The sequence below is a fragment of the Thermoanaerobacter siderophilus SR4 genome, from assembly GCF_000262445.1.
In the GTDB taxonomy this organism is placed as follows: Bacteria; Bacillota; Thermoanaerobacteria; order Thermoanaerobacterales; family Thermoanaerobacteraceae; genus Thermoanaerobacter; species Thermoanaerobacter ethanolicus.
In genome coordinates this window covers 482,686-497,618 of record NZ_CM001486.1, presented here as the reverse complement: position 1 = coordinate 497,618, position 14,933 = coordinate 482,686, and the positions used below count along the sequence as shown (strand labels likewise).

General features: G+C 32.5%; 18 protein-coding genes, 1 pseudogene and 1 riboswitch. Of the genes and pseudogenes, 17 read left to right on the top strand and 2 right to left on the bottom strand.

The annotated features are described in order from the left end of the window. The first annotated feature begins 80 nt into the window (after window positions 1-80). The 8 genes from THESIDRAFT1_RS02400 (at window position 81) to THESIDRAFT1_RS02370 (ending at window position 7,328) form a co-directional block, all read left to right on the top strand. Window positions 81-965, top strand: coding sequence for a carbohydrate ABC transporter permease (locus THESIDRAFT1_RS02400; RefSeq protein WP_003870826.1), 885 nt, complete (start codon window positions 81-83; stop codon window positions 963-965). Further along, window positions 965-1,792, top strand: a complete 828-nt coding sequence (locus THESIDRAFT1_RS02395) for a carbohydrate ABC transporter permease (protein WP_003870827.1) — start codon at window positions 965-967, stop codon at window positions 1,790-1,792. Before THESIDRAFT1_RS02400 ends, THESIDRAFT1_RS02395 begins: the two co-directional genes overlap by 1 nt. A gap of 19 nt (window positions 1,793-1,811) precedes the next feature. Further along, window positions 1,812-3,287 (top strand): glycoside hydrolase family 32 protein, encoded by a 1,476-nt coding sequence (locus tag THESIDRAFT1_RS02390; RefSeq protein WP_006569422.1) that lies wholly within the window; start codon window positions 1,812-1,814, stop codon window positions 3,285-3,287. Between the two features lie 66 nt (window positions 3,288-3,353). After that, window positions 3,354-4,322 carry a carbohydrate kinase family protein gene (locus THESIDRAFT1_RS02385; protein ID WP_006569421.1) on the top strand — a complete coding sequence of 323 codons (969 nt, stop codon included), beginning with the start codon at window positions 3,354-3,356 and terminating at the stop codon, window positions 4,320-4,322. A gap of 87 nt (window positions 4,323-4,409) precedes the next feature. Continuing rightward, on the top strand, window positions 4,410-5,384 hold the full coding sequence (locus THESIDRAFT1_RS02380; protein ID WP_003870830.1) for a LacI family DNA-binding transcriptional regulator: 975 nt from the start codon (window positions 4,410-4,412) through the stop codon (window positions 5,382-5,384). Window positions 5,385-5,527: 143 nt separating this feature from the next. Then, on the top strand, window positions 5,528-6,604 hold the full coding sequence (locus tag THESIDRAFT1_RS02375) for a bis-aminopropyl spermidine synthase family protein (protein ID WP_006569420.1): 1,077 nt from the start codon (window positions 5,528-5,530) through the stop codon (window positions 6,602-6,604). Window positions 6,605-6,698: 94 nt separating this feature from the next. Next, the gene (locus THESIDRAFT1_RS13180) at window positions 6,699-6,848 is read left to right on the top strand and encodes a hypothetical protein (RefSeq protein WP_156770930.1); all 150 of its coding nucleotides are present in this window, start codon (window positions 6,699-6,701) and stop codon (window positions 6,846-6,848) included. 27 nt (window positions 6,849-6,875) lie between these two features. After that, window positions 6,876-7,328 (top strand): hypothetical protein, encoded by a 453-nt coding sequence (locus tag THESIDRAFT1_RS02370; protein ID WP_006569419.1) that lies wholly within the window; start codon window positions 6,876-6,878, stop codon window positions 7,326-7,328. Here THESIDRAFT1_RS02370 and THESIDRAFT1_RS02365 read toward each other — a convergent pair. After that, the gene (locus THESIDRAFT1_RS02365) at window positions 7,318-7,947 is read right to left on the bottom strand and encodes a class I SAM-dependent methyltransferase (protein ID WP_003870832.1); all 630 of its coding nucleotides are present in this window, start codon (window positions 7,945-7,947) and stop codon (window positions 7,318-7,320) included. The genes THESIDRAFT1_RS02370 and THESIDRAFT1_RS02365 overlap by 11 nt on opposite strands. 207 nt (window positions 7,948-8,154) lie before the next feature. After that, window positions 8,155-8,214: riboswitch (Fluoride riboswitch) on the top strand. A 104-nt stretch (window positions 8,215-8,318) separates the two neighbouring features. On the opposite strand from THESIDRAFT1_RS02365, the gene THESIDRAFT1_RS15060 reads away from it, so the two are divergent. The 9 genes from THESIDRAFT1_RS15060 to THESIDRAFT1_RS02325 all read left to right on the top strand — a co-directional run bounded on the left by THESIDRAFT1_RS15060 (window position 8,319) and on the right by THESIDRAFT1_RS02325 (window position 14,415). Beyond that, window positions 8,319-8,930 (top strand): dynamin family protein, encoded by a 612-nt coding sequence (locus tag THESIDRAFT1_RS15060; protein ID WP_244262721.1) that lies wholly within the window; start codon window positions 8,319-8,321, stop codon window positions 8,928-8,930. Between the two features lie 23 nt (window positions 8,931-8,953). After that, complete coding sequence (locus THESIDRAFT1_RS15055; RefSeq protein ID WP_244262720.1) at window positions 8,954-10,081, top strand: P-loop NTPase family protein; 1,128 nt, start codon at window positions 8,954-8,956, stop codon at window positions 10,079-10,081. A 148-nt stretch (window positions 10,082-10,229) separates the two neighbouring features. Continuing rightward, window positions 10,230-10,589 carry a DUF5320 domain-containing protein gene (locus tag THESIDRAFT1_RS02355; RefSeq protein ID WP_003870834.1) on the top strand — a complete coding sequence of 120 codons (360 nt, stop codon included), beginning with the start codon at window positions 10,230-10,232 and terminating at the stop codon, window positions 10,587-10,589. A 194-nt stretch (window positions 10,590-10,783) separates the two neighbouring features. Further along, window positions 10,784-11,146, top strand: a complete 363-nt coding sequence (locus THESIDRAFT1_RS02350; protein WP_003870835.1) for a NifB/NifX family molybdenum-iron cluster-binding protein — start codon at window positions 10,784-10,786, stop codon at window positions 11,144-11,146. A 14-nt stretch (window positions 11,147-11,160) separates the two neighbouring features. Next, entirely contained in the window at window positions 11,161-12,009 is an 849-nt protein-coding gene (locus tag THESIDRAFT1_RS02345; protein ID WP_003870836.1) for an ATP-binding protein, read from the top strand. After that, window positions 12,006-12,881, top strand: a complete 876-nt coding sequence (locus THESIDRAFT1_RS02340) for an ATP-binding protein (protein ID WP_003870837.1) — start codon at window positions 12,006-12,008, stop codon at window positions 12,879-12,881. The genes THESIDRAFT1_RS02345 and THESIDRAFT1_RS02340 overlap by 4 nt, the downstream gene beginning before the upstream one ends. Next, complete coding sequence (locus THESIDRAFT1_RS02335; protein ID WP_006569417.1) at window positions 12,878-13,222, top strand: NifB/NifX family molybdenum-iron cluster-binding protein; 345 nt, start codon at window positions 12,878-12,880, stop codon at window positions 13,220-13,222. Before THESIDRAFT1_RS02340 ends, THESIDRAFT1_RS02335 begins: the two co-directional genes overlap by 4 nt. A gap of 19 nt (window positions 13,223-13,241) precedes the next feature. Next, window positions 13,242-14,060, top strand: coding sequence for an MBL fold metallo-hydrolase (locus THESIDRAFT1_RS02330; protein ID WP_006569416.1), 819 nt, complete (start codon window positions 13,242-13,244; stop codon window positions 14,058-14,060). Window positions 14,061-14,079: 19 nt separating this feature from the next. Further along, window positions 14,080-14,415 (top strand): NifB/NifX family molybdenum-iron cluster-binding protein, encoded by a 336-nt coding sequence (locus tag THESIDRAFT1_RS02325; RefSeq protein ID WP_003870840.1) that lies wholly within the window; start codon window positions 14,080-14,082, stop codon window positions 14,413-14,415. On the opposite strand, the pseudogene THESIDRAFT1_RS02320 reads toward THESIDRAFT1_RS02325, so the two are convergent. Beyond that, a pseudogene (locus THESIDRAFT1_RS02320) lies at window positions 14,394-14,858 on the bottom strand ([FeFe] hydrogenase H-cluster radical SAM maturase HydE); the annotation flags it as partial. The gene THESIDRAFT1_RS02325 and the pseudogene THESIDRAFT1_RS02320 overlap by 22 nt on opposite strands. Between the last annotated feature and the right edge of the window lie 75 nt (window positions 14,859-14,933).

Here is a 14,933-nt window from a genome sequence, read left to right as displayed (position 1 = left end):
TACGTAAGATTTGATTGAATAACGGATAGAATGTTATTGTCTATCCGTTATTCAATATAAAAGTGAAGGAGGATATGAGTGTGGAACAAGAAAAAACTTTGTTGGCTAAACTCAAAACGTACTTGATATTTGCAGGACCTACTACCTTTGCTTTTCTCACAGTAATAATACTACCGTTTTTATATGGAATATATTTAACTTTTACTGATTGGAATGGTATTTCTGCTACACATGCTTTTGTAGGTTTTTCAAATTATTTACAAGTATTTAAAGATAAAGTATTTTGGACATCTTTTTTATTGACACTAAAATATGTATTTTTCACAGTAATATTAATTAATGTCATAGCTTTTTTCTTGGCTTATATGTTAACGAGTGGCGTAAAAGGCCAAAATTTCTTTAGAGCAGGGTTTTTTACTCCCAATTTGATAGGCGGAATATTGTTAGGTTTTATATGGCAATTTATTTTTTCAAACATTTTAGTATATTTAGGAAAATCATATAATATACCAATTTTGTCAGGCTCTTGGTTGTCAGATCCTGACAAAGCTTTTTGGGCTTTGGTGATTGTGACAGTCTGGCAGTATACTGGTTATATGATGGTGATATATATTTCAGGTTTTATGAATATACCGAGAGATTTGTTAGAAGCAGCAAGTATAGACGGAGCAAATACTTATCAAAGACTAAAAAATGTGATACTTCCATTAATGGTGCCTTCTTTTACTATAAGTGTTTTTTTGACTTTACAAAGAGGGTTTATGGTTTACGATATAAACTTGGCTTTGACAAATGGAGGACCATATAAAAGCACCGAACTCATATCACTTCACATATATAACACTGCTTTTTTAAGTCAGCAGTATGGTATTGGTCAAGCAGAGGCGTTTTTTCTCTTTTTTGTGGTAGCGGCTGTCACGTTGCTTCAAGTGTATTTTAGCAAAAAGCTGGAGGTGGAAAATTGATGGAAAAGAATAATCGCCTACTTGGTGGAATAAAATTTTTTGCTTTAAGTATTTTTTTGGTACTTTATATATTTCCATTTTTTATAGTTTTAATTAATTCCTTTAAAGAGAGAAAGGAAATACTAGAAAACCCACTCAAGCTTCCGTCGGTGCTGAATTTAAGCAATTACATTGATGCTTTTACAAAAATGAATTATCTACATGCTTTTTTGAATTCTTTGATTATAACTGCTTTTAGTGTATTTTTGATTACATTGCTGTCATCAATGACTGCTTATATTTTTGTAAGAAAAAAGTGGAAATTCAATCAGTTTATGTTCTTTTTTATGGTGGCATCTATGATTATTCCTTTCCAAGGGATAATGATACCCCTTGTAAAAATATATGGTTCTATCGGCATGATGAATAGCAAATGGGCATTGATTTATATGTATGTAGGTTTTGGTGCATCTTTGGCCGTATTTATGTATCACGGTTTTATAAAGAGTATACCATTGGAATTAGAAGAGGCTGCTACTATTGATGGGTGCAGCCAGCTTCAGACTTTCTTTAAAATTGTTTTTCCGCTTTTGAAGCCAGTAACAACAACAATAGCTATATTGGATATTTTGTGGATATGGAATGACTTTCTATTGCCATATTTAGTACTCATGGCGCCAGAGCAGAGAACTTTACCGCTTTCTGTTTTCTATTTTTATGGAACTTACACGATTGAATATGGGCCTGCTATGGCAGCTCTTATGTTAGCTACAATTCCTGTAATAATTGCATATTTACTAATGCAAAAGCAGATTATAGAAGGCGTTTTAAAGGGTTCAATAAAATAAAGGTCTGGAGGTAGTAGAATTGGAATTGAGAAATATAAATGATGCAAATAAGTATATTCAAGCAAATAAGAGTAGATTAAATTTACAGTATAGATTGAAATACCATCTAATGGGTGAATATGGTTGGATTAATGACCCTAATGGATTTATATATTACAAAGGTAAATACCATTTGTTTTATCAGCACAACCCTTATGAAGCAGTTTGGGGTCCAATGCATTGGGGGCATGCGATTAGTAAGGATTTGGTTAAATGGACTTATCTTCCAATAGCGTTAGTGCCGGGAGATGATTTTGACAAAGATGGGTGTTTTTCAGGTAGTGCCATTGAAAAAGACGATATGTTATGTTTACTGTATACTGGACACATATATACAGGACCTGATAAGAGTAAAGATTATAAGCAGGTTCAAAATTTGGCTTACTCGAAAGATGGCATTAATTTCATAAAATACAGTAAAAATCCTGTAATTGGAGAAAAACAAATTCCAGAAGAAGCAAGTAAAAAGGATTTTAGAGACCCTAAAGTTTTTAAAAACGGACAATATTATTACATGATGTTAGGTTCAAATGATGGAAATGGACACGGGCAGGTATTATTGTATAAATCAACAAATTTAAAATATTGGAATTTTGTAAATATACTTGCAAGAGGGAATGAAAACACAGGTTACAATTGGGAATGTCCTGATTTATTTGAATTACAAGGTAAGTATGTACTGATGATATCTACAGAACATATAAAGACTAGAGGGAATGATTTCAATGGTATTCACTCATCTATATATTTTATTGGAGATTTAGACATAAACAAAGGGATATTTAAGTTTGATATTGATGGTTATCAACAGATTGACTATGGATTTGACTTTTATGCTCCACAAACTACTAGTGATAAATTGGGAAGAAGGCTTATGGTTGCATGGATGGATATGTGGGGGGAAGTTATGCCAACACAGGAAAGAGGCCATAATTGGGCTGGAGCCATGACATTACCAAGGGAAATTTTAATGGCTAATGGTAAATTATATTTTAGGCCGATTAAAGAAATAGAAAACTACAGAAAAAATCATTATAAGCTTACAAACTTAATGATAGATGGAGAAAAAAAGTTAGACACATATGGTGACTGTTATGAACTTGAAGTTGAATTTGAGGGGGGTAAAGCAGAGGAATTTGGTTTAAAAATAAGAAAAGGAGACAATGAAGAAACTATTTTATCATATAAAAGAGATGAATCATTATTTATATTTGACCGCAATAAATCAGGTATAGGACCTAAAGGAGAAAGGAAAATAAATGTAGCTTTAAAAAATAATAAACTTAAACTCAGAGTATTTGTAGATGTAAGTTCGGTTGAGATATTTATTAATGATGGGGAAAAAGTAATGAGTGGAAGGATATATCCTAGCAAAGATTCGGTAAATATATCTGTATATTCCAAAGGGGAATGCAAAATTAATTATTTAAATAAATGGGATATTGTTGTAGATTAAATTTACTGATAAATTTAAAGTGAGCGTTACCACAGTGTAAAGTAAAATCTGTGTGGGGTGATTATAATGTATGATGTTATAGCTTTAGGTGAGTTGCTGATTGATTTTACTCCTACAGGGTTTTCTGATAATGGAAATACACTATTTGAAATGAATCCTGGGGGAGCACCTGCAAATGTGTTAACTGCTGTTACAAAATTAGGAGGAAAAGGTGCTTTTATAGGTAAAGTAGGTGATGACCAATTTGGATATTTTTTAAAAAAAGTACTTGAAAATAATCAAATTAACACAGATGGTTTAAAATTTACTAAAAAAGCAAATACAACTCTTGCTTTTGTACATCTTGATGACAAAGGAGACAGAAGTTTTACTTTTTATCGAAATCCGGGAGCTGACACAATGTTGGAAGAAGAGGATATTGAACTGGATTTAATAGAAAAAGGAAAAATATTTCATTTTGGGTCTTTATCTATGACAGATGAACCCTCAAAAAGTGCCACATTGAAAGCTATTGAATATGCAAAACAAAATAAAAAAATTATTTCATATGACCCTAATTGGAGACCACCTTTATGGAAAAATGAAACTGTTGCGAAAAAAGAAATGGCTTTGGGATTACAATATGCAGATATAGTGAAATTATCTGAAGACGAACTACAATTTCTGACGGGAGAATCAAGCTTGGAATATGGCAGTAAAATATTATTTGATATGGGGATAAAACTAGTTTTAGTAACTTTAGGAGCAAAAGGTTGCTATTATAGACATGCATCGGGTACAGGACATATACCTGCATATCGTGTAAATGTGGTAGATACAACAGGAGCTGGAGATGCTTTTTTAGGAGGAGTTCTTTATAATATATCAAAAATAAATTATCCTTTAGAAAAAATAAAAACTCAAGAACTCGAAAAAATTATTGACTTTGCTAATGCTACCGGTGGACTATGCACAACTAAAAGAGGAGCAATTCCTGCAATGCCAACGTTAGAAGAGGTAAAATATTTACTAGTACATGGTGTAAAATCGTTGTAAAATATGCCATTATGAAGACTTTAATTGTAATTACGATAAAGGTATAATAGAAGAGGAGACAAAAAGTAGTAATAGAAGGTGATAGACATGCCAACTATAAAAGACGTAGCGAAAAAAGCAGGAGTTACAGTTACGACTGTATCGAGGGTTTTAAATAACAGAGGCTATATAAGCGAGGTAACGAGAAAAAAAGTTTATGAGGCGATGAAAGAGTTAAATTACCAGCCTAACGAGTTAGCAAGGTCCTTATACAGAAAAAAATCCTATTTAATAGGTTTATTAATTCCCAATGTAGCGCACCCTTTTTTTGCAGAATTGACCGGTTATATAGAATATTATGCTTATCAAGAAGGTTATAAAATTTTGTTGTGCAATTCTGGGCAAGATAGTAGCAAGGAAAAAGAGTATATAGATATGCTGAAAAGGCATCAAGTTGATGGTATAATTATTGGCAGTCATACCTTAGAAGCAGAGCAATATTTAAATGTGAAACTTCCTATTGTGGCAATTGATAGATATTATTCCAATATACCTTATGTAGCTTCAGACAATTATAAAGGTGGAATTTTGGCTACAAAACTTTTAATACAAAAGGGATGTAAAAAAATTGCTCACATAAGCGGCCCATTGATTTTGAATACACCGGCAAATAATCGTTATAAAGCGTTCAAAGAGGTAGCAACACAAGAGAATGTTGAGTATTTTGTTGTAGAAACAAAGTTAAACAGGTTTGAGATAGAAGAATATAAAAAAATAGTAAGAGGCCTTTTTAAAGAACATCCAGACATTGACGGTATATTTGCCAGTGGCGATTTAATCGCTGCTTCTGTAATAAGTGTGGCTAAAGAGTTAAATAAAAAAATACCTCAAGATTTGAAAATTGTAGGTTATGATGATATAAATGTCGCTAATTTGGTAGTTCCATCTTTAACAACCGTAAGACAACCAATTAAAGAAATAGCAAGAAAAGCTATTGAACTGATATTACGCCAAATAGATGGTGAAAAGGTGGAAAAAGAAAATATTTTGCCTATAACTCTGATAGAGAGGGAGACTACGTAATTTTGACCTCTCTTGACTTTTTTATTCAATTAAATGTATAATTTTATGTGCTGGCCTAAATATTGGCTTAAATGGAATATACCCCTGTATGGTATTTTGAAGGTGTAAAAAGCTTGTAGAAATACTATTATGGGGGTGAGAAGATGGAAAGTCTACAAGATATAGCGCACCAAATCTACCAAAGAACAGGGGTTATGACTTCCTCTAAGGATGTGGAAAAAATATTGTCAGCTGCTGCAGCAACTCCGCATTTTTGGGAGATTATAACTCTTTCACAAAAACCTTTTTCAGTTGTAGCAGAAATAATTGAGTTACTACGTCAAAAAAATTTGTTGGAAGTTGATAAAAATGGAGATATAAAATTTAATTCTAAAGGTTTAGAATATCTTGTGAGTCTTAAAATAGCTCCAAAAAGAACATATACTTGTCACGCGTGTGAAGGACGAGGGATAAACTTTTCTAAATTAGAAGACTTGATCAAAAAATTTGACCAAGTGACAGTAAATCGCCCAAAAGCTATTAGCGATTATGACCAAGGTTTTGTTACGACACAAACAGTGGTGGGCAGAATAGCTCTCCTGGCTGAAAGAGGAGATTTAGAGGGGAAAAAGCTTTTAGTTTTAGGTGATGATGACCTTGTAAGTATAGCAGCAGGACTTTCAGGTATGCCAACGGAAATTGTTGTGATGGAAATAGACGATAGACTAGTGGAATACATCAATGAGGTGGCAAATAAATATAATCTGCCTATAAAAGCCATGAAATACGATTTTAGAGACAAACTACCAGAGGAATATGTAGGGTATTTTGATACTTTTATTACTGACCCGCCAGAGACTATAGAAGCTTTGGAAATTTGCATAGGAAGAGGGATTTCTGCTCTTTCCAAAGAAGGGTGTGCGGGGTATTTTGGACTGACGTCGATAGAGGCCTCATTGGAAAAGTGGAATGTTTTCCAGCAAATTTTAGCAAGTAAATTTAAAGTGGTAGTGACAGATATTATCCATAACTTTAATCATTATGTAAATTGGGACTATCTTTTAAATACAGTAGGTAAACAATATGAATTTGTGCAAGTAGAGCCAAAACTTAATTGGTACCGGTCTTCTATGTATCGTATAGAGACCTTAAAAGATTCAAAAGGAATTGAAAATGAATATAAACCTTGTGAATTATACGTAGACGAAGAAGCTTTAATATACAGAGGAGACAAAGCATAGGCTTCCATACTAATGTGGAGGCCTATATTTATTATTCAGTACAAGCACAAGACAAACTATAAAATCATATGTAAAAATGAGTATATAAAATTTTATGAAAAGAGTGATCGCTATGAAAGAAGAAAAAGAAGGATTAAATGCTTATTTGCTTGTAATTGTACTTTCGTTGATTCTCTATTTCGGTTTGGGTTATGCAAAACCTGAAGAGCCAGCGATAATAATTTTTCCACTGCCAATAAGATGACATAAAAGTTATAGGGGGAGAAAATACATGTTTTCATCGGATAATTTAGAATCCCAATTGAAAGATTTGCTATTAAAGCTAGGATTAAGGGAAAATAGCGAAGAGAATGGTCAAAAAGAAAATAAGGAGGAGGATAAAGATGAAGAAGGTGGAGAACATCCTGATGTAGATGGAGGGAATGGTGATAAAGGGAATGGGGAAAATGGTGAAAAAGATAATACAGGTGGAAAAGGAGGAGATGAAAAAAAGAAGGGAGTCTTAACCCCTTCACAGATAATGGTTATTTTAGGTATACTTAGCGGAGCTTTGGAACCTATCTCAATAATTGTGGATAGAAATCAAAATGTGCAAATTGTTTTATCAGGTACATTGATAGAAAAAATAGAATCAAAAGAGGATACGCAACCCAAAGAAGGGGATTTTTTAGACAACGTAATAAAAGCTTTGTTTAAAAAGTGTAGTTCAAATATCATTTTTTAGCGCTTATTACTATGAAGGAGCCTTTGCCAAAGCCATATCTTACAGGTTCTTTTTCTTTTATTTCATCAAGTTTTTTAAAAATGGTCTGTGAGAAATTGAAATTTTTAAATCCTGCTTCGTAAAGCAATTCAACTATTTCACTTGTAGAATAAAACGTTGCTTCTTTGTAAAATAGACTTTTTTCTTTATTTGCTTGATATATTTTGCCAATTGTGCTCTCTCTATCTACAAAGCCTATTAAAATTGTACCGCTATTTTTAAGTACTCTAAAACATTCTTTGAAGGATTTTAGCACATCGTCTACAAAACATACAGTCGTCACCATTAAAACAAGGTCAAAAGAGTTGTCTTCAAACGGAAGATTTTCTGCTACTCCATCTACCACATTAAGACCCCGTTCTAAAGCAATTTTTCTCATTTGATAAGAAGGTTCTACTCCGCTTTTTATACCTAGAGGTACTGCAAACTTTCCAGTTCCGATTCCTACTTCCAACCCTTTTTCAAATTTCGGCATAAGCAATTTTACAGCATCTAATTCCGATTGATAGGCGTATTCATTTTTTTCAAACCATTCTTCATATCTGTCAAAATGTTTTTCAAAAGCAGATATTTTAGGCATAATTTTTCATCCTTTCTAAAACTTAAATTTTTATCCACTTTCCTATGCTTATTCTTTGAAAGTCACAGTTTAAAAGTCAAACACACTCTTTAATAAACCTCCCCTTGCTTTCATTATATCATATAACAAAAAATATAATGCACGCATATCTTTAGCTTTTACTATCTTGCAAAGTTTTTACATTTTGGGTATAATGATATTGACAATTGTATAAAAAGTGATGGAACTCACTTCAACCGCCGAAAGGCTGATAGTTCCTACTTGGTGTAAAAGCCAGTAGGAACTATTTTGCTTTTTAGGGGGTGATGGTAAGGTAAAAAATGTCACTCCATATCTGAATTTCGATTATACTGTTGATATGAGGTGAGCTAATGAAGGAGCAATATAACCAGATGAAAAGAAGCTTAGATGTGATATTTGAAAAAATAGAAAGAATATCAAAAGATATCAATATTAAAGCAGTAGGAGAAGCTGTTTCAGAAGTTAAAAATAAATTTTGCAATAATATTTTTTATCTTGTGATATTAGGACAATTTAAAAGAGGAAAATCAACATTTACTAATTATATGTTAGGAGCTGATATACTTCCAACAGGTGTTGTTCCTTTAACATCTGTTATAACAAAAATCCAATATAGCACTGATATATGGGCAAAAGTTCTATATGATGATGGCAGAAGTGAAAATATTGACATTAAAGAATTGGATTTGTATTGCACAGAAAAAAACAACCCTAAAAACATAAAAGGAGTCAAGGAAATACATATAGGATATCCTTTTGAGTTTATAAGTAATGACGTAGTAATCATAGATACACCGGGAATTGGTTCAGTCTATAAACATAATACAGATGTTGCATATAGTTATATAAATAAAGCTGATGCTGTGATTTTTTTGCTTTCAGTAGACCCTCCTATAAGTGAACTGGAAAAGGAGTTTTTGTCTAAAATATCTGAAAATGTTAATAAAATATTTTTGTTTTAAATAAAATTGACTATGTAAATGAAATGGAGTTAAAGGAAATAATCAATTTTAATGAAAATATTGTAAGAGAAATTACAAAGAATAATAACATTTCTATTTATCCAATTTCTGCTAAATTGGCATTAGAAGGCAAAATATCAAAAGATAATAAAGCAATTGAAAAGAGTGGAACTCAAAAGCTGGAAAATGATTTGCAGAATTTTTTAATAAAAGAAAAAGAAAAAGTGTTGCTTGAAAGCTATGCCAAAAATATTGAAAGAATTATTTCGATGTGCCAAACTTTTTTTGAAAGCAGTATAAAATTGAAACAAATTCCATTAGAGCGTCTTGAATCTAATATAAAATCTTTTGAGAACTTTATTAAAGAAGTTGAAAAAAGCAAAAAAGAAATATCCTTATTGTTTCAAGGTGATATGAAAAATATTTTACAGAATTTTGATAAAAAGATGGAAGAATATAAACAGTTTATCAGTATAAGAGTATCAGAAAAGATAAAAGGATATTACCACGGTATTCGTGACTTTAGTCGAATTAATCAGAAAAAAGAGCTTGAAAAGTACCTCGAAAGAGCTATTATAGAAGAATTTGAAAAATTAAAAGGTCATATTGAAAGGGATATTGAAGAACAATATAGTAAAGCTTTGTCTAATTATCTTTTAAGGCTCAATGCAGTCATTGATGAAGTAAAAACAGTAGCAAACGAATTGTTCGGCATAAATCTGGAATATTTTAAAAGCGTAGGTGGTATTACGGCAGAGAGTAAATTTACATACAAGATAGGATATGATGTTGGTGCATTGGAAATAGACCCTGTGTATTTTACCTATTTTTTGCCTAAAAAATTTGCTGGAAAAATTATTTTAAAAAGGATTTTAGATAGAGTAGACATTGATGTTGACAGAAACATAGGTCGCATTCGTTATGATTTATTAACAAGGATTGAAGAAAGTTTTAGTGAATTTGAAAAAGATATGAATTTTAAATTACAAACGATGTATGATACTGTAAAAGAACTACTTGCTAAGTCAATAAAGGATTATAAATTTGATAGAGATAGCTTCGAAAGAGAAAAAGCTTGTTATCAGACATTGCTAAAAGATATTGAAAAAATACGTGAAGAATTAGAGCATGTTTTAAATATGTTGAAATAATATAGTGAAGTATATAAGTGAAAGAATTTAAAAATTCAACAATAAAAAATATTTTTTTGGGTAAAATATTATTGACATAAGTCCATAACAGTGATATTATATAACTAGGTAATGGTCATATGACCAAAATAAAAGAGGAGGGATTGATATGCCAAGAGGAGATGGAACAGGTCCAATGGGTTTAGGCCCAAGAACAGGAAGAGGCTTAGGATATTGTTCAGGATATAATGTACCTGGTTATTTAAATCCTGTAGGAGCATACTGGGGATTTGGCAGAGGCTTCGGTTGGTTCGGCAGAGGAAGAGGATTTAGACATATGTACTATTTAACAGGACTTCCTGGTTGGGCAAGAGGATGGTATGGTTATGGGTATCCTCAATATCCTGGCTACAATATAAATGAAAAAGATGTTTTAAGTGCTGAAGCAAAATATTTGGAAGACCAATTAAAATATATAAAAGAAAGATTGGACCAATTAGAGAAAAAAGACGATAAAAAAGAGGAATAATTAGTTTTAAAAGTCGCAGTCACGCAAGTGGCTGCTTATTTTTATGCTTTAATTTGATATAATTTGGCTAAAGTGTTATAGTAAAACAGATTAAGTGCGCTTTTTGTTTAATAAATTTATTGACATATGACAAAAATAATAATATATTAATAAATGTAAGTAACATATGTCAATAATGAAATGGAGGATGCAATATGAAAATAGCTATTTCCTCAGAAGGAAAAACTCTTGAAGCTAAGGTGGATTCAAGATTTGGACGAGCTCAATATTTTATTATAGTTGATAGTGAGACGATGGATTATAAAGTTATTGACAACGCTGCAGTAGCCCAAAGCAGTGGTGCGGGCACTAAAGCGGCACAGACTCTTATAGATGAAGGCGTACAAGTTCTCATCTCAAGCAGTGTAGGACCAAACGCTATGGAAGTATTTAAAGCAGCAGAAATTCCAGTTTATAAAGCAATAGAAGGAGATGTAAAAACAAACATAGAGCTTTTTAAAAATGGAAGCCTTGAAAAGATAACAGAAGCGACAAATCAAGGACATCACCATCATTAAAAGGAGCATTGAAGATGAGAAGAGTCAAGATTTCTGTATTGAGTGGTAAAGGTGGGACAGGAAAAACAACTGTTTCTGTTAACCTTGCCAAAACTTTTAATAATAGCCTGTATGTTGATTGCGATGTAGAAGAGCCTAATGGCTATTTATTTTTAAATCCTCAAATAGAAGATGAAAAAACGGTTGAAGTCATAATACCTGAAATAAACTCCGACAAATGCACATTATGTGGTGAGTGTGTAAAAGCGTGTAGATTTGGAGCTTTAACAAAATTAATCAAAAAAATTCTCGTGTTTGACCACTTATGTCATTCCTGCGGAGCTTGTTTTGAGATGTGTCCTTATGATGCCATAGTAGAAAAATACAAACCTATTGGTACGATAAGGAAGGGCAAAGCCCAAAGCGTGGATTTTATAGACGGAAAATTAAATTATGGAGAAGCGACTGGAGTGCCTATTTTAAAAGAGATTAATAAATTGATTGAGAATGTAGATAAACCTGTAATAGTGGATAGCCCGCCAGGGACTTCTTGCCCAGTTATACATTCTATTGAAGGAAGTGATTTGTGCATTCTGGTTACAGAACCTACTCCTTATGGTTTGCACGACTTTGATTTAGCGGTACAGCTTGTAAAACAGATGGGCATTCCTATGGCCGCTGTCATTAATAAAGCTGGGGAAGGGGACAATATTATCGAGGAATACTGCGAAAAAGAAGGCATAAAAGTTTTAGCGAAGATTCCTTTTAAAAAAGAGTTTGCAGAGGCTTATTCAAAAGGGAAATTGTTGATTGAGGTTAATGAAGAGGTAAAAGGAATATTTGAGAAGTTGACGATTGATGCATTGGAGTTGATAAAAAAATGAAGCAGTTAGCAATTTTAAGCGGGAAAGGTGGTACAGGGAAGACAACAGTTGCCACTACTTTGAGCACCATTATTAAAAATAAGATTATGGCGGATTGTGACGTAGAAGCTCCTAACCTAAATATAGTTTTGCAAGGAGAAATAATAGAAAAGCAAGACTTTTACGGCAAAGAGACAGCAGTAATTGACAAAGACAAGTGTATTGAATGCGGACTTTGTGAAAGACTTTGCAGGTTTGATGCTATTTCAAATTTTGAGGTAAATCCTTATTATTGTGAAGGTTGTGGCCTTTGCATGTATAAATGCCCTGTTGAAGCGATTAAATTGGTAGAGGAAAAAACAGGCCATGTAGTATATGCCAAGACAAAGTCTGGAGAAAAAGTAGTATATGCAGAGCTTTTTCCTGGAGCAGATGGTTCAGGGAAATTGGTGACAGAGGTGAGAAAGAAGGCGAAGGAAGTAAGTGACGATAACGATGAGTATTTGATAATTGATGGCACTCCAGGAATAGGATGTCCTGTCCTTGCTTCTGCTACGGGTGCTGATTTGGTATTAATTGTTACAGAACCTACACTTTCTGGTTTTGCTGACATGAAGAGAGTGTTGTCAGCGATAGAAAGCTTTAAAGTTCCTTCCGTGGTGTGTGTCAATAAATGGGATTTAAATAAAGAAGTATCACAACAAATAGAAAAATATTGTGAGGAAAACAACATTGTGGTTGTTGGGAAAATAGATTTTGATGAAACAGTTGTAAAAGCTCTAAAAAATTTACAAAGCTTAAGTAGTTATCCTGACAGCACTGCTTACCAGCAAATTTATAAAATGTGGCTTAGGATTAAAGAAATTTTAGATGAAGGGGTGGAAAGTAAATGAAAATTGCTGTTGCTTCAGAAGGCGAAGAAGTTTCAATGCATTTTGGACATTGTGAAGGTTTTTGGATTTTTGATGTGGAGAATGGTAAAATAAAAGACTCTACTTTTTTACCTAATCCCGGTCATAGGCCAGGATTTCCCCCAGGGTTTTTAAAAGACAAAGGAGTTGATTGTATAATTTCTGGAGGTATGGGTACCAGTGCTATTGAGCTTTTTAATAGTTACGGAATAGATATAATAACTGGTGCTGAAGGAGATGCAAAAGAAGCAGTAGAGAAGTACATCAATGGTACTTTGACATCTTCTAACAGCCCTTGTGAAAAACACGAACATCATCACTAAAGAGGGGAGGAGAGAGTAATTGGAAATACAGGTGCTTATAGAAAATGTGGTGTTTAATAAAAATTTTGTAGCAGAACATGGATTATCAATTTTAGTAAAAAAAGATGATAAAGAAGTTTTGGTGGATACCGGCCAGAGTGAAAACTTTATGAAAAACTGTGGTTTAATGGGGATAGAAGTGGAAAGATTACAAAAAGTAGTGCTTACTCATGGACATTATGACCACATCGGAGGACTAAAAGGGTTACTTGAAAAGAATCCCAATGTAAAAATATATGCTCATAAGCGGATTTTAGATAAAAAATATGCATTGAGGGAAAATGGAAATATAGATGAGATAGGTTTTAACTTAGCAATTTACAATAAATACAAAAATAATTTTGTGCTAATAGAGGAAGATACAGAAGTAGAAAAAGATTTTTTTGTGATCACAAGCACTGACATAGTTTATGACAATGAATTCACTACTAAGAATTTTTTAATTGAAGAAAAAGGAGAAAAAATAAAGGATAATTTTTTAGATGAGGTTTTTGTGGTAGTAAAAGAGGAAGATGGAATTAATGTAATTACGGGATGTTCCCATGCAGGTATATTAAATATTTTGGGAACGGCAAAAAGGCGTTTTGAAGGAAGTTCTCTCAAGTCATTAATTGGAGGTTTTCATTTAAGAGGTATGCCAGAAGAAGAAATCATAGAAATAGCCAAAAAAATAGATAGCTATGGAATAGAGAAAATATATACAGGTCATTGCACGGGAATAGACGAATATGGAATCCTAAAATCTGTTTTAAAAGACAAACTATCTTATTTGACTACCAGTTCATCAATTATTGTTTAACAGATGAGGAGGACTTTTTGTGATAAAAGTAGCAATAGGCTCTAACGACAAGATACATTTATCAGATAAGCATTTTGGCATGAGCAAGTATTTTATAATCTTTGAAGTAGATGAAAATAATAGCTACAAAAAAGTTGAAGGAAGGGAAAATCCCTATGGGGGAGATAAACATAAACATGCTGAGACAGATGAGATAATGGAAGTTTTAAAGGACTGTCAAGTTTTTATTGGCAAGGCAATGGGTAAAGAGAGCCAAAGGAGAATAAAAGAAGAATGGAATAAAACTCCTATAGTAGCGAAAGATGTAGACACTGTTGAGGAAGCTATAGAACTTTATTCTAAAAAATTTTTGTAAAGAAAGGAACGATTGTTATTTAATATTTTTTTACGATAGCCTTTATCTTTTCCAATTGTCCTATTTTGGGATAAAATAAGCTTTTTGATATTTTCAAGGCTATTTACAGCTTCAGAGGGATTGTCAGGTACTTTTCCAGGATAAAGTTTATATAAATTTTTATACTCATCTATACCTATATTTGGCATTATTACATTAGCTCCACACTTTAGTCCTTTAATATAACCTGCTTTGTCTTTAACAGCCAAAGCAGTAGTAGCAGGTATGTTAATGTCAGGCAATAGTAGTCTTGATAAAGCCAACATTTTTAATACAATTTCCACATTGCCGCCTTTTTCCCTTTCTAAAGGTGTGTTTTCGCAAGGTATAAAAGGACCTATTCCTAGCATATCTGCATCTATTTTTTTAAAGAATATGAGGTCTTGTGCCAGCATTTCTAAAGTATAAAACAATTGTTAATAAAAAATCAATAAAATTGTTAAACTATTTTCTTAACAAATTTTTGATATTTTATTGAC